Origin of the sequence: Acinetobacter sp. CIP 102637, from assembly GCF_000368425.1 — a bacterium.
In the GTDB taxonomy this organism is placed as follows: Bacteria; Pseudomonadota; Gammaproteobacteria; order Pseudomonadales; family Moraxellaceae; genus Acinetobacter; species Acinetobacter parvus.
Genome location: NZ_KB849434.1, coordinates 171896 through 197261, shown reverse-complemented (window position 1 = coordinate 197261; position 25366 = coordinate 171896). Strand labels below are relative to the sequence as shown.

Sequence of the window (25366 nt, the reverse complement as noted above, 5' to 3'; positions counted from 1 at the left end):
ATTCATAGAATCATTAGACTTTTTCAACTCGCAATTGGAAAGCACACAATGAAGAAATACACCCAACTTTCTCAAGATGAAAGATACGAAATTTATGCTACTTTGAAAAGTAAAAGTTCAATCGCTACCCTTGCTCGGGAGTTAGGACGTTCACGATCAACCATCTACCGTGAATTAAAAAGAAATACTGGGCAACGTGGATATAGAGCTCAACAGGCAGCTAAATTTGCAAGTCAAAGACGGTACCGTCCTTCATCATCAATGACAGCATTTGCCTTCGCTTATATTGATTATTTGATTGGTTTGGACTGGTCACCCGAACAAATTTCAGGTGCTTTAACACAACGCGGTTGGCTGGATGTACCTTCACATGAGTGGATTTACCAGTACATTTATCAAGATAAATCAAAAGGTGGTAAACTTCATCTACACTTAAGGCATCAGAAGAAATATCGAAAACGCGGTTACAAAAACACGGATCGTAGGGGTCAAATCATTGATAAAACAAGTATTCACTGCCGAGACCAGGTCATTGATCAACGACAACGTTTAGGAGATTTCGAAGGTGACACGGTGATTGGTAAACATCATAAAGGTGCTTTATTGACTCTCGTTGATCGAAAGAGCCTGTATGTACATATTGTTCATTTAGGGCCAACGAGAGCATCCTCTCAAACGATTACTTGTGCACTAGATCGTTTACAAATGAGCCATGCTTATAGTGTGACATTTGATAATGGCAAAGAATTTTCCGAACACAAAAGAATTACTGATGCTGGCATAGAGACGTATTTTGCTGATCCTTACAAGTCTATTCAGCGAGCTAGAAATGAAAATACGAATGGTTTAATCCGTCAATATCTGCCAAAATCATCATCGTTTGATGACGTGTCAAAGGAACAAATAGAGCAGATAGAATTTGCACTCAACCATCGTCCTAGAAAAACCCTAGGTTGGTATACACCGAGTGAAGTTATGGCTGGTTTTTATACTGTTGCACTTGCCGCTTGAATCCGCCATTCAAAATAGATGATTTTTCCATTTTTATTTTGAACTTTATTATAATTCCTCAGTTCCCAACGCAAACTTGTTGTTCTTATGTCCCCAGATTCTGCTGAAAGTCTTTCTTCCCCCCAGCGTGCTTTTTTACAAGGGGGCATCAAAATACTTCCCTTATGTTTGGCAGTGTTACCGTGGGGCTTGCTGGCAGGTTCAATGGCGATTCAGGCAGGGTTGACCACTGGGCAAGCCATAGGAATGTCTGCACTGGTTTTTGCGGGTGCAGCGCAGTTGATGACACTGGGTTTGGTCATGGCGGGTACGCCAGCACTGACCATCATCATTTCAGTATTTTTGATTACCACACAGCATTATTTATATGCCCTATATTTTCGTGAAGAAATTGCCAGACTGCCCTTAAAACAGCGTTTGTTATTTGGTTTTTTGCTGACTGATGAATTGTTTGCTGTTGGTATTCATAAGCGTGAACATTATATTTATTTTTTGCTTGGGGCAGGTAGCTGTTTCTATTTGGCCTGGGTATTGTTTAGTGTTGGCGGTATTGTGCTGGCTTCCTCTCTGCCAAATTTAGACCAATATCATCTCGATTTTTCCATTGTTGCAACTTTTATCGCGATTGTGATTCCGTTTATTAAAAACATAAATACTTTGGTCGGTGTGTTGGTATCGGTACTGTTGACCTTGATTTTTCTGAGTCTAGGCATTAAAAGTGCAGCCATCTTGGCAGGGGTGATTGGCATGTTGGCTGCAACCTGCTTGCAGAATTTTCGGGAGCGTATGGCATGAGTTGGTTTCTCCTGATTATTTTGGCAATTGTGGTGTTTATGAACCGCTATATCTTGCTCGAACCGAATATTCCCTTGCGTTTGCCCAAATGGTTTCAACAGTCCTTGCAATATTCTGCACCATGCTTATTGACCGCGATTGCCACCCCGATTGTGTTTATGGATGAGCAGGGCGTATTTCGTGAAACATTACTTAATCCTTATTTTCTGGCCATGATTTTAACCATTGTGATTGCCTATAAGGTCAGACATACCTTATTGACCATTATCCTGAGTTTGACGTGTTTTTATGCCTTGGTGTTTTGGTTGAATTAGCAAGCTTGGGCAATATGAAATTTGCCACAAGCCCCATTTAAAGCCTGTTAACGTGTGGTATAACCACCATTGGCAAAAATCGTTTGGGCCGTAATCCACTAGCCGTCAGTAACTAAGCTAAGAAGCGAACCAAAGGCTCAATATCTTCAATCTTGGTTAAGCCACCTAAAGCTGAAGCAGATTTGTGATAGGCCACTGTCTCAGGCAGTTCCTGACCATAGAAAAATGCTGTGTCCATTGGGCCAGGTGCAACGGCCGCCATTCGCAAAACAGCTGACTGGATCAATCATGGAGCAGGGGGCTAATTGGACAAATAAAAAAAGCAGCGTTGTTGAGACGCTGCTTCTTGAGGTTTGGACTGGACAGATTACCAGTGTTCACCTGGGAACAGGCGGGCATAGGCACGCTGTATGATCGTTAATTTCTCTTGTTCACCAATAGAGGCAGTTGAACTTGGGAACAAGTTAAAGCCAATTGACATCAGGATGTTGTTAATGTCTGGTGCAATTGTATAAGTAATTGAAGCAATACGACCCAGGTTGGTTGCGATTTTCTTTGGACGTTTCACAATCGCATAAGCAATCAAGTCTGCTGCTTCTTCAGGTGAAAGCGTTGGAACATATTTATACATCTTGGTTGGTGCGATCATTGGAGTACGCACTAAAGGCATATAAATTGAAGTAATTGCAATCTTGTGTGAATGCACTTCAGCAGACAAACAGCGGCTGAACGCATCCAATGCAGCTTTAGATGCAACATAAGCCGAAAAACGGGTTGCATTGGCAAGCACACCGATTGAGCTGATGTTGATGATCTGGCCATCCTTGCGTTGCATCATGTGTGGCAACAAGTTAAGGACCAAACGGACTGCACCAAAGTAGTTAAGTTGCATGGTGCGTTCGAAATCATGGAAACGGTCAATTGATTCATGTACAGCACGGCGAATTGAACGTCCTGCATTGTTGATCAAAATATCAATGTGATCTACGCTTGCCAAAATTTCTTTTGACACAGCATCAATTGATTCCATATCGTTGAGATCGCATGGAAAGACCGATGCCTTGCCACCCTCTGCCTCAATTTCCGCCTTGACTTCATCCAGTTTATCTTTGGTACGTGCAAGCAACAACACATGAGCGCCAGCTTGAGCAAGATATTTTGAAACCGTTAAACCAATACCACTCGATGCACCAGTGACAATGATTGTTTTACCGTTGACTTTTTGCTGAAAAAGTTTTTTAAGTTTTGCGTTCATGTACGTGTCCTACATTAATCAACATGTTGTTTGCATTGCCGTTATGGTTGTGATTAGGCACTGCATTTTATTTTGTATGTATATTAACCGACATTTTTTGTTTGTCTAGTTCAAATGTTTGAAATTTAATAATTTTTTAGAGTAAAAACTCTAAAAAAATAAACCTATAGTTGAAAATGATATTATATTTTTTCGAATTTTGCATATAAAAAAAAGCCCTATGTTAAGGGCTCATTGATTTTATTGACTTTAAACCTGAGCAAGCGCCTGTTCAAGGTCGGCAATCAGGTCATCAACATGCTCGATACCAATGGACAAGCGAACCAAGTCTTCACTGACCCCTGCCGATTTAAGTTCCTCCTCATTGAGCTGGCGGTGGGTGGTGGTTGCTGGGTGGCAGGCCAGACTTTTGGCATCCCCAATATTCACCAGACGTGTAAATAGCTGTAATGCATCAATAAAGCGAGTGCCGCCCTCCAGACCATCCTGTACCCCAAAGGAAAGGATCGCAGATGGTTTCCCTTTCACATATTTTTGTGCCAAGTCATGCTGTGGATGGTCTTTCAGACCTGCATAGTTCACCCATTTCACTTTTGGATGTTGTTTTAAGTATTCAGCAATTTTGATGGCATTTTCAGTATGGCGCTCCATGCGCAGGTTGAGGGTTTCCAGTCCCTGCAAGATCAGGAATACGCTGAGTGGGCTAATGGCCGCTCCAGTATTGCGTAAAGGCACCACACGGGCGCGAGCAATATAGGCGGCCGCACCCAATGCCTCAACATAGTTGACACCGTGATAGCTTGGATCAGGGGTATTCAGTGCCTTAAAGCGTTCAGGATACTCACCCCAAGGGAACTTGCCGCTGTCAACAATCACACCACCGATACTGTTGCCATGACCACCAATATATTTGGTGAGGGAATGGATCACAATATCTGCACCAAATTCAAATGGCTTAAGCAGGGCAGGCGTTGCTACGGTATTGTCGACAATCACAGGCACACCATATTCATGGGCAATTTTGGCAATCGCTTCCAGATCAATGATATTGCCAAGTGGATTACCAATGGATTCAACAAACACCAGTTTGGTTTTATCATTAATAATGGAGCGTAATGCTTCTGGGTTTTGATAATCAAAAAAGCGAACTTCAAGACCTTGTTTCGGTAAAGTATGGGCAAACAGGTTGTAAGTGCCGCCATACAGGGTTGAAACCGAGGCAATGTTGTCGCCAGCTTCAGCAATGGTCTGAATGGCATAGGTAATCGCGGCCATGCCCGATGCCACGGCAAGCGCCCCAATACCACCCTCTAGTGCCGCGATCCGCTGCTCCAGTACCGCCGTGGTTGGGTTCATGATACGGGTATAGATATTACCCTGGACCTTTAGGTCAAACAGGTCTGCACCATGCTGTGTATTATCAAAGGCATAGGAGGTGGTTTGATAGATTGGCACTGCCACTGACTTGGTGGTGGCTTCTGGTGAATATCCTGCATGAATGGCTAAGGTTTCATCTTTATAGGTCATGGTTACATCATCTACGTGAGTTAAATACTGATCGAGTGTAGCCGAAAAGCTATCCAAAATGTTGCATAAATTATGCGATTTTTAGCATTTTTATTCATATAAATGAGATGACGATAACGGTGTCTGTATTTTTCCTGGCAAGGTCTTTGCAACGCTGCAATGTCTTGAAAAAGAAAATCCTTTGTTCGAGACAAACAAATCCTATCTTAACTTCAAGTTGATCGGGTTTTCAGCGTATAATACGCCCGATTATTCATTCGCTTTTTTGCGATGTATTGGTTTTTCAATTGAGGAGTCCTGCGTGGCCCAATATATTTATACGATGAACCGAGTGTCGAAAATGGTTCCGCCCAAGCGCGAAATCTTAAAAGACATCTCTTTATCATTTTTCCCAGGCGCAAAAATTGGTGTGCTTGGTTTGAACGGTGCAGGTAAATCGACCTTGCTCCGTATTATGGCTGGCGTAGACAAAGATTTCTCAGGTGAAGCCCGTGCCCAACCAGGAATCAAGATCGGCTATCTGGAACAGGAACCGCCACTTGATCCAAGCAAGGATGTTCGTGGCAACGTTGAAGATGGCGTACGTGAAGCACTGGATGCTTTAGAGCGTCTTGATCAGGTATTTGCTGAATATGCTGATCCTGATGCTGACTTTGACAAGCTTGCAAAAGAACAGGAAAAACTGGAAGCGATTATCCAGACCTGGGATGCACATAATTTAGATAACCAGTTGGAAATTGCAGCAAATGCCTTGAATCTTCCAGCTTGGGATGCAGATGTATCATTACTTTCAGGTGGTGAACGTCGCCGTGTTGCACTGTGTCGTTTATTGCTGTCTAAGCCAGATATGTTACTTCTGGACGAACCGACCAACCATTTAGATGCTGAATCAGTGTCTTGGTTAGAGCGTTTCCTAAAAGATTTCCCTGGCACCATCGTTGCGATTACCCATGACCGTTATTTCCTGGATAACGTGGCCGAGTGGATTCTTGAACTTGACCGTGGTATGGGGATTCCTTACCAAGGTAACTATTCTTCTTGGTTAGAGCAGAAGAATGCCCGCCTAGAGCAAGAAAATAAGCAAGAAGAGTCTTTTGCCAAGGCATTGAAAAAAGAACTTGAATGGGTTCGTTCAAATGCCAAAGGTCAGCAAAAGAAAAACAAGGCGCGTATGGAGCGTTTTGAAGAACTTAACTCGCGTGAGTTCCAACAACGTAATGAAACCTCTGAAATCTACATTCCACCTGGTCCACGTTTGGGCAACAAAGTTGTGGAAGTGGAAGGCATTAGTAAATCATTTGACGGTCGCCTATTGTACGAAAACCTGAGCTTTACTGTACCACCTACAGCGATTGTCGGGATTGTGGGTCCAAACGGTGCAGGTAAAACCACACTGTTCCGTATGATGACTGGCGAACAGCAACCTGATACAGGTACGGTGACTTTGGGTGAGTCGGTTAAAGTGGCGTATGTGGGTCAGATTCGTGACACCCTGGATAATAACAAAACTGTATGGGAAGAAGTTTCTGGCGGTTTGGATATCTTAAAAATCGGTGATTATGAAATCGCATCGCGTGCTTATATTGGTCGCTTTAACTTTAAAGGCCAAGATCAGCAAAAACGTGTAGGTGAATTGTCTGGTGGTGAGCGTAACCGTTTACAACTTGCGAAAATCCTGCAAATGGGCGCGAACGTGATCCTGCTGGATGAGCCATCGAACGATCTGGATATCGAAACCTTACGTGCGCTTGAGGATGCAATTCTCGTATTCCCTGGTACCGTCATGGTGGTGTCGCACGACCGTTGGTTCCTTGACCGTATTGCCACGCACATTCTGTCATTTGAAAATGAACAGCCAGAATTCTACACAGGTAACTATGCAGAATATGAAGCATACCGTCAGTCTCGTTTAGGTGAAGATGCGGCCCAGAAACGCACCAAATATAAGAAGATTACAGGTTAATTGCCCGTAAACTAAAAGAAACCAGCTTTCGGGCTGGTTTTTTTATTGCTTAGATTATCATTTGAAGGACAAAAAATGGATTTATAAGATTGGTTACGTAATTAAAACAATCTCACTTAATAATGTAATTTTATTACATAAGCTTTCGTTGCTATGCTTCAATAAATTTTGAACAGTTGATCAAACGTGCGACGTTCTGCTGTATTTATGACAGTCTTATTGAGTTTGTTCATATTCCAAAGCATTTGGAATGTGGCTGCAGCTTATTGCACGCACGAAAATCCAACTGAACAAATTATCTCAGATTCGCATTTTGGTCATCATTTTTCTGAAAGCTCAACCAAAAATAGCAGTGATGCTGAGGTTGTTTTAAAGGTTTCAGATACATCGAAATCTATTAATGTCACCGATCATCATGATCATCTGCCAACCTGTACGAATGTAGTCTTTTTAGCTTCAGAACAACAACTAAATGAGCCAATTTTCAGAGCACATGAATTAAAACAAAAGTATTATTGGGCAAATTTCTACCAATCCCCTTATTTATCTGAATTTAATCCACCACCTGAATCAACCCCGCTATTAGTGGGGTAGCCAAAAAATAACCCACTAGAAATATATCTATTTCAAAGGGTTATTCTATGCTTAATTATACTTGTAAATACAGTACAACGATCTTCTCTGTAGATTACTCACGGAAACGTCCACATCCTTATGCTGATAAGACGATGCTATCTACAGTTTTATCAAGATTTTGTAAATCTTTACGGAACGTTTCCTTCATTCATGAATCCAATTTGTTCCAGTATTCATCCTCCATTCCTCATCAGCAAAAATATCATTTTAATGAAGTTCCTATTTCATCTTTAATGATTTGCAGTCATTGAGGTTTATAAAATGAATATTTTATTTTCCCCACGTGTTCGGACTGTGAGTTCAAGAGTTATTGGATTTACATTGGCGATTATTCTTGCATTGAGTTCTAGTGAATGGCATTTCCAGTCTTCATTTATAGAACATATTTTATGGTTCTTCGGATGGCTATTTGTAGGCATTGGTGTGATGGGGAGAATATGGTGCAGTCTTTATATTTCAGGATTTAAGAATGCAAAATTAGTGACCGAAGGTCCATATTCTCTTTGTAGAAATCCACTATATCTATTTAGTTATTTAGGCGGCGTTGGCATCATGTTTCTGACAGAGACGTTTGTCTTCCCAATCTTATTTACGATCTATTTTCTTGGTTATTACCATTATGTTATGCGTCAAGAAGAAGTGTTCTTGAGTAAAAAATATGGAACAAGATATTCAGATTATGTAAGCACAACCCCTCGCTTTTTACCAAGCTTCAAAAACTTTAAAGAGCCTGATTTTTATCAAGTATCTCCAAAACATTTCCGTATTTTTTTGGGGCAAGTGGTTTGGTTTATCTGGGTTGCAGCTTTAGTTCAGCTTTTTGAAGAGCTACGTTTACATGGTGTGCTTCCTTCATTGTTCAGTTGGTTTTAGTAGCAAAGAAATCCTTATGTTTTTTAGACCTTTTAATGAGTACTAAGGTCGGTTGATGAAAGCATAAGTCAAATTAATTTTATTTTTGGATTAAATCCTTAAATAAATCTGAAATATTTAAATGAGGTAATGAGTATGTCTATTCAATTAAATGTAAAATTAGGCTTAGTAGTTTTATTATTTTCTGCAACCCTCGCAAATGCAGATGGCGGATTAATTTTTCTAGAAAAAATATTCAGTCTCAGCAAGAAATGAAAACCAAGACTACAAAGCAGCATCATCATTCTCACTTAAGTTGTGAATGTAAATAATTTTTTAGGAAACTGATTATTTAAATAATCAGTTTCCTATTCATGAAGATAAATATATTGATGAGTTAAATTATTTTTTAAAGCAGTCAGATTTACTTTGTTTTCTATTTTTATCTTGCTAAATGTAATTTTATTACATCGAACTTACTTGCTATAGTCCATTTGAGCAATTTTTGTCTAAAGAGAAACTTTTGCGCCATTCTACTCTTTTCATTTCCGTCTTGCTGAGTTTGTTCATATTCCAAAGTCTTTGGAATGTGGCTGCCGCGTATTGCGGACATGAAAATATTAGTCAACAGTCAATCTTAGATAGTCATTTTGGTCATCATCTTCCTGCGAATGCTGAGGTTGTAACGAAACAGCATATCCATTCGATTAATCAGGATACGACTGATTTACCAATGCCTTTGAGCTTGCAAGATCATCATGATCATTTGCCATCTTGTTTTCATGTTGTGATGATTGAAGCACAGCAGCAACTTGATGAACCTTTGCTTAGAGTCAAAGAATTTAAGCAGAATTATATTTGGTCGAATTCCTACCAATCCCCGCATTTATCTAGATTAAACCCACCGCCGCTTTTTACCCCGCTATAGGTGGGGTAGCCGAAAAATAGCCCACCGCAATTTTCCTTTATTTGCGGGGCTTCATTATGTCTTCCAGTTTTAATCAGCGTAGTAATACGCTTAGGTCGTATGCACTAAAACCAAGTGCTTATGCGTTTTCATCAAAATGTTCAGTACTTTTGCTAACACTGGCAATGGTGATTTCTAATCAATCTGTGCAAGCAGAGTCATTGTTGGATGCCAATCAGTCACCCAATCGTGCTATGCAAAGAAATGCTAGTTTTGATCAGATCCTTGAACAGATTCGTAGCTATCAAGCGAATCAGTCAAGTTGGCAAACACAGCAACAAATGGCAAGTGCGCAGCTTAAACAAAGCGCTTTGTGGGCGAATCCAAGTATTTCTGTTGAACAAACAGGCTTACAAAGTAACAAAGATCAAGAGTTAGCAATTGGTGTTTCGCAAGCTTTGGATCTTTTTGGTCAGCGTCGAGCAGCACAAAAAGTTGCTCAACTTTCCTCAACACAAGTTGACCTTGAACAGCAACGTTACAATGCGAAACTTGATTTGATTGTGCAATACGCATGGTCGCAAGTGGCGTTATTCCAATTAGAAAAGTCATTGATCGCAGAACAGTTGCAAGTGAGTCAGCAAAATTTAGATGCCACTTTAAAACGCTATCAGGCCGGTAGTATTGCTCAAGTTGATGTCGAACGTGTGCGTATGGCTCATTTAGAGAATCAGCGTATTTTTCAGCAGGCTGATTTACAGCTGCAAGTCGCACAGAAACAATTAGCCAGTTTCTGGGGCAGTGATGCGAATCAATTTATGATTGCACCAACTGTCAATGAGCTTTGGGCAAGAGCCACAGCTGTGAAGACTGATGAACAAAACATTGAGAATTTGTTTGAGCGTAGTTTGCAATTAGAAACACAACGTCAACAAGCCAATATCGAGCAGCTCAAAGCAAAATCTCGTCCTCAGCCGATTATGACCTTAGGGGTGAATCGGACTCGATCAGCAGATCAAAACACTGAAAATCAAATTCGTTTAGGCGTTGCGATTCCTCTTAATATTTTTAATCCACAAAAATACGGTATTCAGATTGCAGAGGCCAAACAAACACTGATTCAACAGCAACAGCGTTTCTACCGTCAACAAAACCAGATGGATATCGATGTTCGTCTTGCAGAATTACGTGGCTTACACATGCAATTTAAACAACTGAATGATCAGCAGGTGCCCTTGGCAACCCAAGTTCAGCAAAAAACCTTAGAAGGTTTTCGTCTTGGTAAATTTGCTGTGACTGACGTGCAGCAAGCGACCACCCAATTACAAGATGTTCGCTTGCGTAAAGTACAACTCCTTAAACAAGCATGGCAGTTGAGTGTAGAAGTTCAAAGTGCGCGTATGGGTCTTCCTGTCGAGCAAATCACAGCCAAAGATGCACTGATGCAATTGAATCAACGTGTTTGGCAACAAAGTAACGCTTTCCCAAGCCAAGTCGGAGAATAAGAAATGAATATCAAACAAAAAACACCTTCTCAGTGGCTTTGGATTGTGGTGATTGCCGTACTGACGATACTTTTGGCAGTCGGACTATTGTGGAATAACAAGAGCAAAACTGCTGAAAGTGCTGCACAGGGTGAACAAGAACATGCTCATCAGGAAAGTGAAAAAGCTGAATCTGCTCATGATGAAAATGGCGAGGAACATGAGGCTGAAGAAAGCCTTAGTTTAACCGCAGAGCAAATGCAGCAGCATCGTGTCAAATTGGCACAAGTGGCATTGGGTGAAGTGAATCAGGTTCAAACTTTTCCTGCAAAATTGGTCGTGAATACAGATCGGCAAGCGCATGTTTCACCAAGTTTTGCTGGTCGTGTTGAATCGGTCTACGTTGAGTTGGGTCAGCAAGTGAAACGTGGTCAGGCTTTGGCAAATCTGCTTGTTCCTGATTTGGTGGATCAACAGGCCAATTTACAAATTGCCCAGACCAATCTGGAGCTGGCAAAGCAGGATTATGAGCGTGAACGTAGTTTATGGTCTCAAGGTATTTCTGCCAAACAAGATTATCAACGTGCCTACAATGCTTATCGTCAAGCACAGATTCAGGTGCAGGCAGCCCGTTCGCGTCTTAGCGCCTTTGGTGCAGCTTCTGGTTCAAGTGGTCGCTATACGCTAACTGCACCGATCAGTGGTGTAATTAGTAATAAAGACATTGTCATTGGTGAAAATGTTCAACTTGCAGATCAACTATTTACTATTGATCAGTTAGATCAACTTTGGTTGGAATTTGTGTTGCCGACTATGGCGAATATCAATGTGCAACCCAATCAGCAAATTCGTTTTAAATCGCTACAAACAGGCAATATTTTTAATGCCCAAGTTCAGAGCCTAACCACGGAGGCAGATGCTCAAACGGGGCGCTTACAGATTCGTGCCAAAGTATTGTCGAATGCGACTGAATTACGTCCAAATCTGATGGTGAATGTTGAACTACAAGCAGGTTCAAAATCATCTGTGATTCGCGTGAGTTCTGAAGCGATTCAGCAGGTAGACGGTAAAGATGTCGTTTTCGTTGCCCAACCGAATCAGAAAAAGGGTTTTGATTTCAAAGCGATTCCTGTTCAGATCGGTCAACGTACCCAAGATGGACAATGGGTCGAAATTACCCAAGGTTTGAGTGCGGGCCAGTCTTATGTAGCAACAGGTAGTTTCTTGTTGAAATCAGAACTTGAAAAAGGGGAGGCTGAACATGGGCATTAACTCTCCTCAATTCCCCAAGCCTGAAGGTTTATTTGATCGATTGATTCAATTTTCGATTCGTAATGCCATTTGGGTGATGCTATTTGTGATGACGTGGATTGCAGTTGGTATTTGGAGCTATCAAAAGCTTCCGATAGATGCAGTTCCTGATATTACCAATACTCAAGTACAAATTAATACCCAAGCGAATGGTTATACTGCCTTAGAGGTAGAACAGCGGATTACTTATCCGATTGAAACCGCCATGGCAGGGATTCCAAACTTAGAGCAAACTCGTTCAATTTCACGTTATGGTTTATCGCAAGTCACTATTATTTTCAAAGATGGCACTGATATTTACTGGGCGAGACAGTTAATTAATCAACGTTTGCAAGAAGCCGATGGGCAGTTGCCAGATGCAGTTGATCCACTCATGTCACCTGTTTCTACGGGCTTGGGCGAAATTTACCAGTGGGTGATTAAAGCTAAACCTGATGCCAAAAAAGAAGATGGTACGCCATATACTGCTATGGATTTGCGCGAGATCCAAGACTGGATTGTGCGTCCGCAATTGCAGCGAGTGAAAGGTGTAGCTGAAATCAATAGTATTGGTGGTTACAACAAAACCTATATCGTTTCTCCTGATTTAAAACGTTTGCAGCAGCTTCAAATTTCACTGACAGAGTTTCAAACAGCTCTACAGGAAAATAATGAAAACCGTGGTGCGGGATTTATTGAGGAAAATGGTCAGCAGCTTACTGTCCGTGTTCCGGGCATGCTCAGTACAGTTGAAGATATCCAAAATATTACCGTAAGTGTCAAAAATGGTTTACCTATACGTGTAGCCGATATTGCAACGGTTGCGATTGGGCATGATTTACGTACAGGTGCTGCAACCTATAATGGCGAAGAAACGGTATTAGGTATCGCCATGATGATGATGGGCGAAAACAGTCGTACCGTTGCCCAAGCGGTAGATGCAAAAATTCAAGAAATTCAGCCGACTTTACCCAAAGGGGTTGAAATTGAAACGGTTTATGATCGTACCAGTTTAGTCAATAAAGCCATTAAAACTGTTCAAAAGAACTTGGTTGAAGGTGCGATCCTCGTCATCGTGATTCTCTTTGTGTTCTTAGGTAATTTTCGTGCAGCTTTAATTACTGCCTGTGTCATTCCGCTTTCGATGTTGTTTACATTAACAGGAATGGCTGAGCAAAATATTAGTGCCAATTTGATGAGTCTAGGCGCATTAGACTTCGGGATTATTGTCGATGGTGCGGTAGTGATTGTCGAAAACTGTATTCGACGGCTCGCAGAAGCCCAACATCATGCAGGGCGATTATTAACAAGACAAGAACGCTTTAAAGAAGTCTTTTTGGCAGCCAAGCAAGCACGTAAACCACTCCTGTTTGGTCAGGCCATTATTATGGTGGTGTATCTACCCATTTTTGCTTTGACAGGTGTAGAAGCGAAAATGTTCCATCCAATGGCAATGACGGTGGTAATGGCATTGCTGGGTGCGATGATTTTGTCGGTGACTTTTGTTCCAGCGGCTGTGGCGTTATTTATTACAGGTGAGGTGAAAGAAAAAGAATCTCGTTGGATGCAAGCGCTAAAAAGAAAATATCAACAAATCCTAGATTGGGCATATCAATTTAAGATGGTGGTTGTGACTTTAGCGGTGAGTATTTTAGTTTTGACTGGTGTATTGACCACGCAAATTGGTAGTGAGTTTGCACCACAATTGAGTGAAGGGGATTTTGCTTTACAGCAAATGCGCTCTCCAAGTACAGGTTTGGAACAATCTTTAAGAATGCAGGAAAACACTGAAAAACTAATCTTAAAGAATTTCTCAGAAGTTAAAGCTGTTTTTGCTCGAACAGGTACGGCTGAAGTTGCAACGGATGTAATGCCACCCAATATTTCCGATGCGGTGATTTTATTAAAACCACGAGATCAGTGGGAAAATCCAAAGGAAACTATTGATGAGTTACGGACACGGATGCAGGCATTTCTGGAAAATATTCCAGGCAACAACAGTGAGTTTTCACAACCGATTGAACTACGTTTTAATGAATTGATCTCAGGTGTACGTAGTGATGTCGGGATCAAAGTCTTTGGCGATGATATGGATGTGCTGAATACTCAAGCACAGACAATTGCGCAACAAGTCCAGAAAATCTCGGGAGCGACTGCAGTTAAGGTTGAGCAAACGACGGGCTTGCCTGTACTCAATGTCGATATCAATAATGCACTTGCAGCGCAATATGGCTTATCTGTGAAATCGATTCAAGATGTTGTTGCAGCGAGTGTCGGTGGTCAGAATGTCGGTCAGATTTTACAAGGTGACCGCCGTTTTGATTTTGAAATCCGTTTACCCGATGAACAACGCACAGCACAGAACTTAGCGCAGTTACCTATTCAATTGCCGAATGGTGGTTTGATCCAGTTGCAAGATATTGCCAAGGTGGAAACCATTTCAGGTATGAATCAGGTCGGACGTGAAAATGGTAAACGTCGTGTCATTGTGACTGCCAATGTGGAAGGGCGTGATTTGGGTTCATTTGTCCAAGAGTTACAAGCAACCCTTAAACAACAACCTTTGCCTGCGGGATATTGGTTGGAATATGGTGGGCAGTTTGAGAATTTGGCTTCTGCTGCAGCACGTATGCAGATCGTGATTCCACTCGCGTTAATTACCATCTTTGTTTTATTGATGGCTGTGTTCCATAACTTTAAAGAAAGTTTATTGGTCTTTAGCGGCGTGCCATTCGCATTGTCTGGTGGTTTGGTTGCACTTTGGCTTCGGGATATTCCACTGTCAATGTCGGCAGGTGTGGGATTCATCGCACTGTCAGGTGTCGCTGTATTGAATGGTCTTGTGATGCTGAGTTTTATTAAAGAACTTCGTGAGCAGTTTGATGTGCATAAAGCCACATGGCAGGGAGCAATCTTAAGATTACGTCCTGTATTAATGACGGCTTTTGTTGCTTCGCTTGGCTTTATTCCAATGGCAATTGCGACTGGTACTGGTGCAGAGGTGCAGCGTCCATTGGCAACGGTAGTGATTGGTGGAATTATTTCATCGACTTTGCTGACCTTGCTGATTTTGCCTGTAGTTTATCGCTGGATGAATGAAGCTAAGGAAGCAAAAAGTCAGGAAACCGCAATCTAATCCATTTATGCTATCTTCTTAGTAAAGCATTTTATTAAGAAGAAACTAAACCAGCCAAAGCATTTCAACTTTGGCTGACTTGTAAAACCCCTATGGGTTTTACGCCGATAATGATAAGGAGTCCAATATGAGTGGACATCAAGGGCATGATCATAGTTATGCTGTAGTTACTGAAGGCAACGCAAAAAAATTGACGATTGCGTTGGTGCTGACAACAACATTTTTAATCGTCGAAGTTATTGCGGGTTTAATTACACAAAGTTTGGCATTGCTGTCCGATGCAGCGCATATGTTTACTGATGCGGCAGCACTCGCGATTGCTTTGGCTGCGATTAAAATCGCTAAACGTCCAGCAGATAATAAACGCACATTTGGTTATCAGCGTTTTGAAATCTTGGCGGCGTTATTTAATGCTTCCATGCTATTTTTTGTTGCAATCTATATCCTTTACGAAGCTTATCAACGATTTACACAACCTCCTGAGATTCAAAGTGTAGGCATGCTTATCGTTGCGTCTTTGGGTCTTGTCATTAATCTTATTTCCATGAAGATTTTGATGTCGAGTGCAGCCGAAAGTTTGAATATGAAAGGCGCTTATTTGGAAGTGTTAAGTGATGCGCTTGGCTCAGTTGGTGTGATTATTGGTGCGGTCATTATTTACTACACCAATTGGTATTGGGTTGATACGATTATTGCCGTTGCAATTGGGTTTTGGGTGTTACCAAGAACTTGGATTTTGCTTCGTCAAAGTATCAATATTCTCCTTGAAGGTGTACCTGAAGAAGTGGATATTGAAAAACTGCGTAACGACTTATTGGCGTTACAGGGTGTTGAGAGTATTCATCAACTTAAGGTTTGGGCGATTACCTCAAAGAATATTCATCTGACCGTACATTTATTTGCACCAAATGCTGATCGTAAGCAATTACATCAAGCTGCGACTGAAATGTTGGCACATGAACATGGTATAGCTGAGGTGACATTACAAATTGAAGATGATGCAGAAATGAATTGCCAGCATACGCATCAACATGATGAAGATGAGGAACATGGTCATTCACATCAGCATTAAGCTGATGTGAAACCTACTTCTTTTATGTGGTTTAATTCTGCCATTGGTGATTGCAGTCACGGCATTTCCAGTGCTTTTGCGCCTGCATAAAGGCCTGCATGGAGATTTTAAAATCTGGCAGATCACGCCAGAACAGAACACCTGCAATTACACAAACACCAAATACTGCAACGGTTGCGATTTGCAGTGTTTGTCCTGCACCATCACCAAAAACCCACATCCCAACACTGATCAACACCAAAACCAGTAAAATAAAAATGGCGGGAACGAGAAGCACCAGGCTTTTTGGTACGCTGGGACGAGGGCTGTTGGCACCCTGACTGACAGGCATAATTTTCACGCTTTGACATTTAGGGCAACGGTATTGCATAGAGGATTCCTATAGTGTTTTGGCTATTTTAGCGAAAATTATGCAAAAGCTAAAATCCTGAATTATTCAAATACATAATTTTACTTATTTTCTGCTTTTAACTGCTATCGAATCAGCGCTGGAGTTAAGCCAAAGGTCTATATACAGCTCGTCTAAACCTGTTCGCAAAACTACAATCAGTCATGATAGTTTTATTGTAGGGTTTATTTACGGTTGTGAAAGGAAACGCATGCTATCCACCAAAATTCTAAAATTGCGTTTGTCACGGATTGAAAAGGGAAAAGAACATCTTTCCACTCAGGACAAGTTGATGCTGGTGAGTATGGAAAGTCCTGATCTCAGTGCCAATTTCTTTTTACGGCTCTTTAAGATGTCTTTGCCAAAACAATGGAAATTCAGGCATGAGACAGAAGAGGACATTCTGTATTCAACACAGCTGATTCAATTGGTTGAGGATGAGTTTATTCCTGCTTATGAAACCCATGCCAGAAAACATGCCTGGTATGAACAATGCCTGATGTATCGACTAAACTTCATCACGCCACAACCGACCCAGCAGCAAATCAACATCTATTTGCGTCAGCTTGACCCATGTCTGGACCAGCAGCCTAAACTGGATTTGCTTCATCATTTTCAGCAGAAATATCCAAGTGCCCAGCATGCGGTGGCACTGGCGAAGTCCTATGCAGGTGCAGGGCAATATAGGCAGGCCATCACGCAATATGAATGGGCAGCGCAACAATCCACACAGCGCAATGAAATTGCCTTTTATGGCTATATCGACTGCCTGCTTAAGCGGAACCAGCCTGAATATAAGTCACACCTCAGTGATGTGGAATATGCAGTTGAGTTGTTAAACCAATATGGCAAAGTGATTGACCAGAAAACCCATGCCATGCTGTTGCAGCGGGCAGTGAGTCTGTTGTTACCCGCCAATATCTTGCAGAAACGGGCAACTGAAACCAATATTCTGGCAGATGTGGGGCGTGGTTTAAATTCGCTGGGGAAATCTTTGGGTGGGATACTGGGAGGAAGAGAATTGCATCTTCCTTATAGTCAGGATGTGATTGCCAGCGCGCCCCAGCTTTTAATGGATCAGATCATTGTTGCGAGCCTGGTTCATTCAAATAACATGCAGGCAGCGTTAAAACGTATTTTAAACCCTGAAAATGATTCGACAATCACACAGGATCATGCTGAACAACAACTTGGGCGTTTATGGCTTGCTGTTCAGGCCAATCCTGATATTTTGAAATTATTGAACCAACCCGAGCAATTAACAACAACACTGACCAATACAGAGGCATTGCATGAGAGCTGTTTAAATCTCGGTTCAATCCAGACCATTCTGGAGCAGGGCTTAATGGCCTATCTAGGCGATATTCGTTTGGATAAATACCATCCTGAAAGAACGGCCTTATATGAGCAGCGGGATGTGGTGGTTGCAGAAATGACTGCATTTGCCCAGTGGTTCCATCAGGATGTGCTAAAGGCTTACCTTGAGCAACAAACTAAACGGTTGCAGCAGCTACAAGGTTTGTTAAGTGAACAGACGATTGAGGGAGCACTATCAAGTGGGCTGTTTGTCTATCAGTTTGAACAGCAGCAGCGGGCTCAGGGTCTGTTTAACTGGATGCAGCAAAAACTGCAAAAGGGCAATGATTTTGACAGGATGCAGGCTGCATGGGTGGCGCTGAGGGAAATTGTTTATTTCCAGCTTGAGGGTGTGGGAGAAAAGATTGAGTTACTCCAGCAGGCTTTGGACAAGTATAAAACCATCCGTCTGGAACAGGTGTGGGTACGACCAGAACAGCCTGAAAATATATCTATCAAAGAAGATGAAAAGTAACGTTTTTTTTATTAGAGATTGTATGTCTGGTGCATTAAATAATTTGAAGTTACGCAACAAAAAGACGCAATTTGCCATGCGTTGCATGCTAATCTAGAAAAAACGTTGAATAAGTTTAGAAAGTAGAGTGTAGCCCATAGAAATGGGCCAGTAAGAAAGGGAAGAGGGAGAACATCTTGAATCGACAAGATGATAAAAAGGCAATGTTTGATATTATGCCAGCAGACTCAGATGAATCGGGTGAAAAACCATCGCTGTCACGTCGGCTGATCAACAAGACCCTGCAACACGCGCAGGATGCGGTTGAGTTTGCCACTGACACATCCCGTAACATAGCAGGCGTTGCAGACGCTGCCCTGGATCATGTGACTCACCATACCAAACGGGGAGTGGAGGGAATGCGTAACTCCGTGCGTGACATGGTTTCCGAGACTAGTGAGGCAGCACGTCAGGTTGCACTGGCAATGGCGAGGGCATCTCTGGGTAAGGGGGCAATTACCCTGTATTTGCCTGAAATGTTATTGAACAGCCAATTGCGTAAACGCATCAATCGGGCGGAAATTGATGATATCAAGGTGGAATGTGGCAATGACCGTTTTCACATTGAACTGGACGGGCATTACCGCCGTTTTCTCTATCGTCTTTCACTTGAGTTCAATGTGCTGGAATGTCGCATTGGTCAGGAAAAATATCTGCGTTTACGCCAGATTGATGAACATCTGGACCTGCAAATCCGTCATGGTGGCACGCTAACCAACTGGGCGGCACGTCGGGTGGGTAATGTCAGCTTTGAAGTCATTAATTCCTTGCCGATTCCCTTTTTAATTAATCACCTGATCCGTGATGTGCCAGGCATCCAGAAAGAGGGGCACCGCATTTGGTATATCGACCTTGAGGAAGCGGGCTTTATTGATTTTATTAACAACCGTTCATGGATGGTCGATAAGCTATTAAGCTTGACTGATTTCAGTATTTTGCCAGGACTTAATATTTTGCAAGAGAGCCGCGAATTGGTACAACAATTAGTTGATCAATTTGAGATCCGAGGCTTACGGGTACAGTCTGGACGGCTGGAAGTGCAGGTTGGCATCGGAACAGATTAGGGTAGGGGCGTATTGTATACGCCCTGTAAATTGCATATGTCCAATAAAAAAGCCACTGTCAATGCAGTGGCTTTTTAGAATTTGGCGTCCCTACGGGGATTCGAACCCCGGTTACCGCCGTGAAAGGGCGATGTCCTAGGCCTCTAGACGATAGGGACGTTTCAGAGGTGGGCGTATATTAGGTTGAATTGCATAGGGTGTCAAACACTTTTCTCAGGAAAATCCAGAAAAACTTGATAAGTGTCTAAAAATAAAGCGTTGTGCGGAATAAATAAGCAAAAATGGTTTTAAGGTCAGTTGTTTCAGCCAAATCACCTTTTATGGAGATAAAAAATGCAACTTGAGCAAGCCAAAGCGATTGAAGCTTTGGCGAAGTGCAAGTGCATTTTTATTGAGCCAATTTTATGTACGGTCACGATAGAAAATATAATGGCTGAGATAACAGGCTGCAATAAACAGTAAACATCCGATAAAGCCAGCCTGCATTTCAGGATCTGCCGCCATACTTAAACCTGTAATAAAGCAGAAGACAAAACCCAGAATCGGAACAATCGGATAAAGTGGCGCAGCAAACTTGAGGTCTTTTGCGGAGTGACCAGCCTTGTACCATGCACGTCTAAAGTTGAACTGGCTCCAGCAGATGCTCATCCACACAATCACCATAGTAAAAGCGGCAATACCGAGTAAATTCTTAAAAATGGTTTCAGGGGCAAAATGCTCTGATAACAGTCCTGGAATTGCACCAAACATAGTGACCACCAGCGCGATTACAGGTGTACCGCTACTCGACAGGCGTGAGAACACTTGTGGAAGCTGGCGCTGGGCGGACAATGACCACATCATCCGTGATGCTGCATACAGACCAGAATTGGCGGCAGACAACAGTGCGGTAATAATCACGAAGCGCATAATGTCATCGGCATAAGGAATACCAATGTAGTTAAACACAGTCACAAAAGGACTGTTGCTTACACTTTCACCACCCAGGCCTGCAACCTGAAATGGCAATAAGGCACTAATCACCACGATGGTGCCGACAAAGAAAATCAGTAACCGCCAGATTGCGGCGTTGATGGCTTTTGGCACATTCACCGCAGGGTCTTTAGTTTCACCTGCCGCTACGCCAATCAGTTCAGTGCCTGAAAAGGCAAAATTTACAATCAGCATGGTGGTGAAAATTGGAACCAGTCCCTGGGGAAACCAGCCTTGCGCAGTAAGGTTGTGGAATAGGGGGGCAGACTCGGCACCGTGGAAAGGAATCAGGCCGAAAATTGCCAGCAAACCCAGGATAATAAAGGCAACCACAGTCACCACTTTAACCAGTGCCAGCCAAAATTCAGATTCAGCAAAAATACGGGTTGAGCTGAGGTTCAATGCAAAAATGGTGATGGCAAAGATAATGGTCCAGATCCACATGGAAATATGTGGAAACCACTCCTGCATCAGCAAGGCCGCAGCCGTAAATTCGGTCCCTAGGGTTGCGGTCCATGTCAGCCAGTAGACCCAGGAAATCATGTATCCCGTACCTGGACCAATGTATTTTTGCGCATATGCACCAAAGGAACCCGCTACAGGCATGTGTACCGCCAGTTCACCTAGACAGAGCATGACCATATAGGCGATCAGGCCACCTAAAATATAGGCAATGATGGCAGCTACTGGACCTGTTTGGGCGATGACTTCACCAGAACCAAGAAATAGACCTGTACCAATTGCACCACCTAAAGAAAGCATGACTAAATGGCGGGTACTCATCGCACGTTTCAGTGCCTTGGTTTCTGAATTCGCATTTGAGTTGGAAGATTGCATAGCACAATTTGTCCAGGCATGGAGAAGCGGCTATTTTATGGAAAATTCGGAAATGTGCAATCTGAATAATGGAAAGATTGAGAGAAAAGTATAATTATTGGATAAACAGAATATGGCGTCCCTACGGGGATTCGAACCCCGGTTACCGCCGTGAAAGGGCGATGTCCTAGGCCTCTAGACGATAGGGACAGGTGAGGCAGTCATTTATCTGCATGGCGCAGATGAAAAATACACATAAGAAACTTGGTGGAGTCAAGCGGGATCGAACCGCTGACCTCTACAATGCCATTGTAGCGCTCTACCAACTGAGCTATGACCCCAGTATGTGTGACAGCAATCTTAGGAGGATTGCCATCACACGTCAATGATTAGATTGAATTAATTTTCACTGTTTGCATCATTTTTCGGCAATTTCAGCGTTTCATTCAACTTTTCCCAAACTTTCAGTTCTTTCTTGCTTGGAGAGCCAATAATCTCAAGCGCATGGCGTAGACGGGCAAAGGTCAGGTCAGGCCCAATAGTCACCATGGATTGCATGACAGGCGTGGAGCTGGTTGAACCTGCAATCGCAATAAAGAATGCAGGCATGAAGTCACGGAGCTTCACTTCCATCTGGTTTGCCAGGTCCATCAGGGTCTGGCTGACTGTGTCATTGTTCCAGGTGAACTGGCTTTCCAGACGCCAAATGGCAAACTGTAGACTTTGGCGAACCTGTTCTTCAGTCAATTTCTTGCTTTCAAACTGCTCCTTGCTAATTTGAGGCATGTGGTTAAAATAGAAACCTGCCCAGTTTACTGCTTCAGACAACAGGTTAATACGTGGCTGAATGGCGGCGGCAATATCTTCCAGCGTTTGACGGTCATTTTTCCATGCCAGTAAACGGTCCAGCAATTGTCCAGGAGTCAGTGCCTTGATCCATTGACCATTCAGCCAGTTGAGTTTTTCAACATCAAAGATTGGACCACCTAGTGAAACACGCTGTACATCAAAGTTTTCCACCATTTCCCCCAAGGTGAACACCTCACGCTCATCTGGCATTGACCAGCCCATACGGCCTAAATAGTTGAGTAGGGCTTCTGGTAACACGCCAATGTCGCGATAATAGTTGATGGAGGTTGGATTTTTGCGTTTAGACAATTTTGATTTGTCTGGGTTACGCAATAAAGGCATGTGGCACAGGGTTGGCATGTCCCAGCCAAAATATTGATACAGCAACTGGTGCTTTGGTGCGGAAGGTAGCCATTCCTCACCACGCAATACATGGGTGATTTCCATCAGGTGATCGTCAACCACATTGGCAAGATGGTAGGTCGGCAAGCCATCAGTTTTTAACAATACCTGCATGTCCACCTGTGCCCATGGAATCTCCACTTCACCACGCAACAGGTCATTGATCTTACATACACCATGTTCAGGGACTTTCATGCGGATCACATGGGGCTCGCCCGCAGCAAGACGACGTTCCACTTCTTGCTGTGATAATTTTAGCCCACGACCATCATATTTTGGTGTTTCGCCACGCGCCTGCTGTTCAGCACGCATCTGGTCAAGTTCTTCCGCGGTTGCAAAACAGTAGAAAGCATGACCTTTTTCAACCAATTCCAGAGCATACTGCTTATAGATCCCCATCCGTTCCGACTGGCGATAAGGCGCATGCGGCCCACCCACATCTGGACCTTCCGACCAGTTCAGACCCAGCCAGCGTAAAGAATCCAGAATCATCTTTTCAGATTCGGGCGTTGAGCGAAGCTGGTCAGTATCCTCAATACGGAGAATGAACTCACCACCATGCTGTTTGGCAAAACACAGGTTGAACAGGGCAATATAGGCAGTGCCTACATGCGGAAAGCCTGTAGGAGAAGGTGCAATACGGGTACGAACTTTCATAGAGAAATGAGTTTTTAAAATAAAATTGACACCATTATAACGAAAAAGCCTAGTCACGACATGACTAGGCTCATTTAAACATGCAAGGGGACTACATATTTAAAAGATCAGGAATTTTGCTGCTGGAACAGGCTCTGCACAAAACGTGAAAAACGCTGGTTCTGCGTTGCAAAGAAATTCTGTGTTGGCGTGGTGCGGATGGTGTTCAGCATTTTCAATTCATCATCTGTCGCTGGAATCATACTGATGTTGCGTTTTTGCTGATCCAGCGCCTTGCCGATAAGTGAAGATGAGGTCGATTTATCAATCGTTTTTATGTTACTGCTTTCTTTAATTGCAGCAGCATGCCCGAACTGGACTGAACATGCCAAAAATAGACTTAAGCATAGTGTTTTTTTTAATTTTAATGCTCGCATTGATACGCCCCTACATGATTTCGAGTCTAAAAGACTAACTAAGCAAATATACTATTGCTTTAATGATACAATTTAAACATAAATATTAATGAAAAAGTGGAATGGCATCACATTTTTGCAAAAAAAGATAAAGTTCCATTAATTTTATGTCCAATATTTACCCATTGGAGCGTAAAACCTCGGGGTTTAGCCCGAGGATATAAGCGACTGGCGTAAGCCATTAATGCGGTGTTTGCTGTTGTTGAATATACTGCTTAATAATCCCAATAGGCGCACCTGCGCATGATGCAGCGAAGTAACTAGGCGACCACAAGGCATTACCCCATAATTTGCTTTTAATTTCAGGGTGTTTGGTTCGTAAAATTCGACTAGATGCACCTTTCAAGCTATTTACCAAACTAGAAATAGCGACTTTAGGCGGATAATTGACGAGCAAATGTACATGGTCATGTTCACCGTCAAACTCTACCAACTCAGCTTCAAAGTCCAAGCATACACGCTCAAATACTTCACGCATCGTTTCAAGCATTGCTTTAGTAAAAACATCACGCTGATATTTAGCCACAAAGACTAAATGAACGTGCATATTAAAAACACAGTGGCGACCTGTTCTAATCTCTTGACTATTACTCATAGACCAAATATATTTTAAGTATGAAAACACTTAAATTACGCATAAAAGACAAACATTGCAAGGTGCTAAATCAGATGGCATCTGAGGTGAATTTTGTCTGGAATTACGTGAATGATTTGTGTTTTAAACATCTACAACGAAAACAACAATTCTTTTCAGCATACGATATTGCTAAATACACGAAAGGCACATCGAAAGAATGCAATTTGCATAGTCAAACCATTCAAGCCATAACAGAAGAACTCATTACACGCAGAAAGCAATTCAAAAAAGCAAAATTAAAATGGCGAGTCAGCAATAAAAAATCAGCTAGGCGTTCATTGGGCTGGATACCGTTCAAGAAAGTAGCAATCAAATATGCTGATGGATATGTTCAATACGGCAAGCATCAATTCAAACTATGGGACAGCTACGGACTAAGCAAATACAATGTTAAAACAGGCTCGTTTGTAGAGGATAGTCGTGGGCGTTGGTATGTCTGTCTTGTAGTTGATTCAATTAAAACAGAGAAAACCAGCGCTAAAACCTCAATTGGCATAGACTTGGGTTTAAAGGATTTAGCCACTTGTTCAGATGGAGTAAAGCTCAAAGCCCCTAAAATCTATCGGCAATATGAACAAAAACTTGGCATAGCTCAACGTGCGAGAAATAAAAAGCGCGTCAAAGCGATTCACGCCAAGATTAAAAATATACGTCAAAACATGTTGCATCAATTCAGTCATAAACTGGTGAATGAACATGCAGCAATCTTCATTGGCAATGTGAATGCCAAAGCACTAGCACGGACTAAATTAGCTAAGTCTGTATTAGATGCAAGTTGGACAACACTAAGAACCATGCTCAAGTATAAATGCGAGAACGCAGGGGCATGGTATGAAGAAGTCAATGAGGCCTATACCACCCAAACTTGTTCGTGCTGTGGCTCACGCTGTAGTAGTCCGAAAGGTAGAGCAGGCTTAGGAATAAGAGAATGGCAGTGTATGGAGTGCGGTACGCTCCATGATCGGGATGTAAATTCCGCACTGAATATTCTTGCGCTCGGACATGAGCGTCTAG

The 25366-nt window shown here is 42.5% G+C and carries 21 protein-coding genes, 3 tRNA genes and 1 pseudogene; 14 read left to right on the top strand and 11 right to left on the bottom strand.

Annotation, left to right across the window (positions count from 1 at the left end; genetic code table 11):
- Positions 1 to 48 precede the first annotated feature (48 nt).
- The 3 genes from F967_RS01320 (at position 49) to F967_RS01310 (ending at position 2120) form a co-directional block, all read left to right on the top strand.
- Positions 49 to 1011, top strand: coding sequence for an IS30 family transposase (locus F967_RS01320; protein WP_004682288.1), 963 nt, complete (start codon positions 49 to 51; stop codon positions 1009 to 1011).
- A gap of 87 nt (positions 1012 to 1098) precedes the next feature.
- Positions 1099 to 1806, top strand: coding sequence for an AzlC family ABC transporter permease (locus F967_RS01315; protein ID WP_004797710.1), 708 nt, complete (start codon positions 1099 to 1101; stop codon positions 1804 to 1806).
- A complete protein-coding gene (locus tag F967_RS01310) occupies positions 1803 to 2120 on the top strand; it encodes an AzlD domain-containing protein (RefSeq protein WP_004769941.1) in 318 nt (105 codons plus the stop codon). The genes F967_RS01315 and F967_RS01310 overlap by 4 nt, the downstream gene beginning before the upstream one ends.
- Before the next feature lie 98 nt (positions 2121 to 2218).
- Here F967_RS01310 and F967_RS14260 read toward each other — a convergent pair.
- From F967_RS14260 to F967_RS01300, 3 genes and pseudogenes are all read right to left on the bottom strand, one after another.
- A pseudogene (locus F967_RS14260) lies at positions 2219 to 2388 on the bottom strand (short-chain dehydrogenase); the annotation flags it as partial.
- Between the two features lie 99 nt (positions 2389 to 2487).
- Positions 2488 to 3375, bottom strand: coding sequence for an SDR family NAD(P)-dependent oxidoreductase (locus F967_RS01305; protein WP_004797708.1), 888 nt, complete (start codon positions 3373 to 3375; stop codon positions 2488 to 2490).
- 249 nt (positions 3376 to 3624) lie between these two features.
- Positions 3625 to 4902 carry an O-acetylhomoserine aminocarboxypropyltransferase/cysteine synthase family protein gene (locus tag F967_RS01300; RefSeq protein WP_034422690.1) on the bottom strand — a complete coding sequence of 426 codons (1278 nt, stop codon included), beginning with the start codon at positions 4900 to 4902 and terminating at the stop codon, positions 3625 to 3627.
- A gap of 301 nt (positions 4903 to 5203) precedes the next feature.
- On the opposite strand from F967_RS01300, the gene ettA reads away from it, so the two are divergent.
- The 8 genes from ettA (at position 5204) to F967_RS01260 (ending at position 16242) form a co-directional block, all read left to right on the top strand.
- Positions 5204 to 6865 (top strand): energy-dependent translational throttle protein EttA, encoded by a 1662-nt coding sequence (ettA, locus tag F967_RS01295; RefSeq protein WP_004683454.1) that lies wholly within the window; start codon positions 5204 to 5206, stop codon positions 6863 to 6865.
- Between the two features lie 186 nt (positions 6866 to 7051).
- Positions 7052 to 7459 (top strand): cation efflux protein, CzcI-like, encoded by a 408-nt coding sequence (locus tag F967_RS01290; RefSeq protein ID WP_367682870.1) that lies wholly within the window; start codon positions 7052 to 7054, stop codon positions 7457 to 7459.
- Between the two features lie 303 nt (positions 7460 to 7762).
- Positions 7763 to 8374: a methyltransferase family protein gene (locus F967_RS01285; protein ID WP_004678818.1), complete on the top strand. Its 612-nt coding sequence runs from the start codon at positions 7763 to 7765 to the stop codon at positions 8372 to 8374.
- Between the two features lie 484 nt (positions 8375 to 8858).
- Positions 8859 to 9281 (top strand): cation efflux protein, CzcI-like, encoded by a 423-nt coding sequence (locus F967_RS01280; RefSeq protein ID WP_004797703.1) that lies wholly within the window; start codon positions 8859 to 8861, stop codon positions 9279 to 9281.
- Positions 9282 to 9337: 56 nt separating this feature from the next.
- A complete protein-coding gene (locus F967_RS01275) occupies positions 9338 to 10765 on the top strand; it encodes a TolC family protein (protein ID WP_004797701.1) in 1428 nt (475 codons plus the stop codon).
- A 3-nt stretch (positions 10766 to 10768) separates the two neighbouring features.
- Entirely contained in the window at positions 10769 to 12016 is a 1248-nt protein-coding gene (locus tag F967_RS01270) for an efflux RND transporter periplasmic adaptor subunit (protein ID WP_004797698.1), read from the top strand.
- A complete protein-coding gene (locus F967_RS01265) occupies positions 12006 to 15170 on the top strand; it encodes an efflux RND transporter permease subunit (RefSeq protein ID WP_004760508.1) in 3165 nt (1054 codons plus the stop codon). Before F967_RS01270 ends, F967_RS01265 begins: the two co-directional genes overlap by 11 nt.
- A 127-nt stretch (positions 15171 to 15297) precedes the next feature.
- Positions 15298 to 16242, top strand: a complete 945-nt coding sequence (locus F967_RS01260) for a cation diffusion facilitator family transporter (protein WP_004678803.1) — start codon at positions 15298 to 15300, stop codon at positions 16240 to 16242.
- A gap of 31 nt (positions 16243 to 16273) precedes the next feature.
- Here the strand turns inward: F967_RS01260 and F967_RS01255 are convergent, their stop codons facing one another.
- Positions 16274 to 16612 carry a hypothetical protein gene (locus F967_RS01255; RefSeq protein ID WP_004797696.1) on the bottom strand — a complete coding sequence of 113 codons (339 nt, stop codon included), beginning with the start codon at positions 16610 to 16612 and terminating at the stop codon, positions 16274 to 16276.
- A gap of 229 nt (positions 16613 to 16841) precedes the next feature.
- Between F967_RS01255 and F967_RS01250 the strand changes: the two genes are divergently transcribed.
- A complete protein-coding gene (locus F967_RS01250; protein WP_004797694.1) occupies positions 16842 to 18461 on the top strand; it encodes a hypothetical protein in 1620 nt (539 codons plus the stop codon).
- Between the two features lie 176 nt (positions 18462 to 18637).
- Positions 18638 to 19564, top strand: coding sequence for a hypothetical protein (locus F967_RS01245; protein WP_004756969.1), 927 nt, complete (start codon positions 18638 to 18640; stop codon positions 19562 to 19564).
- 82 nt (positions 19565 to 19646) lie between these two features.
- Here F967_RS01245 and F967_RS01240 read toward each other — a convergent pair.
- From F967_RS01240 to tnpA, 7 genes are all read right to left on the bottom strand, one after another.
- A tRNA-Glu gene (locus tag F967_RS01240) sits at positions 19647 to 19722 on the bottom strand.
- A gap of 244 nt (positions 19723 to 19966) precedes the next feature.
- Complete coding sequence (locus F967_RS01235; RefSeq protein ID WP_004797693.1) at positions 19967 to 21373, bottom strand: amino acid permease; 1407 nt, start codon at positions 21371 to 21373, stop codon at positions 19967 to 19969.
- A gap of 113 nt (positions 21374 to 21486) precedes the next feature.
- Positions 21487 to 21562: transfer RNA gene (locus F967_RS01230), tRNA-Glu, on the bottom strand.
- Between the two features lie 55 nt (positions 21563 to 21617).
- A tRNA-Ala gene (locus F967_RS01225) sits at positions 21618 to 21693 on the bottom strand.
- 58 nt (positions 21694 to 21751) lie between these two features.
- Entirely contained in the window at positions 21752 to 23260 is a 1509-nt protein-coding gene (gene gltX / locus F967_RS01220) for a glutamate--tRNA ligase (protein WP_004769930.1), read from the bottom strand.
- A 107-nt stretch (positions 23261 to 23367) separates the two neighbouring features.
- Positions 23368 to 23676, bottom strand: coding sequence for a hypothetical protein (locus F967_RS01215; protein WP_004683432.1), 309 nt, complete (start codon positions 23674 to 23676; stop codon positions 23368 to 23370).
- A gap of 220 nt (positions 23677 to 23896) precedes the next feature.
- Positions 23897 to 24310 (bottom strand): IS200/IS605 family transposase, encoded by a 414-nt coding sequence (gene tnpA, locus F967_RS01210; RefSeq protein ID WP_004683514.1) that lies wholly within the window; start codon positions 24308 to 24310, stop codon positions 23897 to 23899.
- A 20-nt stretch (positions 24311 to 24330) separates the two neighbouring features.
- On the opposite strand from tnpA, the gene F967_RS01205 reads away from it, so the two are divergent.
- Positions 24331 to 25366 (top strand): RNA-guided endonuclease InsQ/TnpB family protein (locus tag F967_RS01205; RefSeq protein WP_034430982.1); only part of this gene is annotated, 1036 nt, incomplete at its 3' end.

Bases quoted from the DNA above. Each gene is read 5' to 3' on its own strand.
- F967_RS01305 (WP_004797708.1), bottom strand. From the start codon at position 3,375: ATGAACGCAAAACTTAAAAAACTTTTTCAGCAAAAAGTCAACGGTAAA.
- F967_RS01265 (WP_004760508.1), top strand. From the start codon at position 12,006: ATGGGCATTAACTCTCCTCAATTCCCCAAGCCTGAAGGTTTATTTGAT.
- F967_RS01260 (WP_004678803.1), top strand. From the start codon at position 15,298: ATGAGTGGACATCAAGGGCATGATCATAGTTATGCTGTAGTTACTGAA.
- F967_RS01300 (WP_034422690.1), bottom strand. From the start codon at position 4,902: ATGACCTATAAAGATGAAACCTTAGCCATTCATGCAGGATATTCACCA.
- tnpA (WP_004683514.1), bottom strand. From the start codon at position 24,310: ATGAGTAATAGTCAAGAGATTAGAACAGGTCGCCACTGTGTTTTTAAT.
- gltX (WP_004769930.1), bottom strand. From the start codon at position 23,260: ATGAAAGTTCGTACCCGTATTGCACCTTCTCCTACAGGCTTTCCGCAT.
- F967_RS01270 (WP_004797698.1), top strand. From the start codon at position 10,769: ATGAATATCAAACAAAAAACACCTTCTCAGTGGCTTTGGATTGTGGTG.
- F967_RS01285 (WP_004678818.1), top strand. From the start codon at position 7,763: ATGAATATTTTATTTTCCCCACGTGTTCGGACTGTGAGTTCAAGAGTT.
- F967_RS01250 (WP_004797694.1), top strand. From the start codon at position 16,842: ATGCTATCCACCAAAATTCTAAAATTGCGTTTGTCACGGATTGAAAAG.
- F967_RS01320 (WP_004682288.1), top strand. From the start codon at position 49: ATGAAGAAATACACCCAACTTTCTCAAGATGAAAGATACGAAATTTAT.
- F967_RS01255 (WP_004797696.1), bottom strand. From the start codon at position 16,612: ATGCAATACCGTTGCCCTAAATGTCAAAGCGTGAAAATTATGCCTGTC.
- F967_RS01310 (WP_004769941.1), top strand. From the start codon at position 1,803: ATGAGTTGGTTTCTCCTGATTATTTTGGCAATTGTGGTGTTTATGAAC.
- F967_RS01235 (WP_004797693.1), bottom strand. From the start codon at position 21,373: ATGCAATCTTCCAACTCAAATGCGAATTCAGAAACCAAGGCACTGAAA.
- F967_RS01315 (WP_004797710.1), top strand. From the start codon at position 1,099: ATGTCCCCAGATTCTGCTGAAAGTCTTTCTTCCCCCCAGCGTGCTTTT.
- F967_RS01275 (WP_004797701.1), top strand. From the start codon at position 9,338: ATGTCTTCCAGTTTTAATCAGCGTAGTAATACGCTTAGGTCGTATGCA.
- F967_RS01215 (WP_004683432.1), bottom strand. From the start codon at position 23,676: ATGCGAGCATTAAAATTAAAAAAAACACTATGCTTAAGTCTATTTTTG.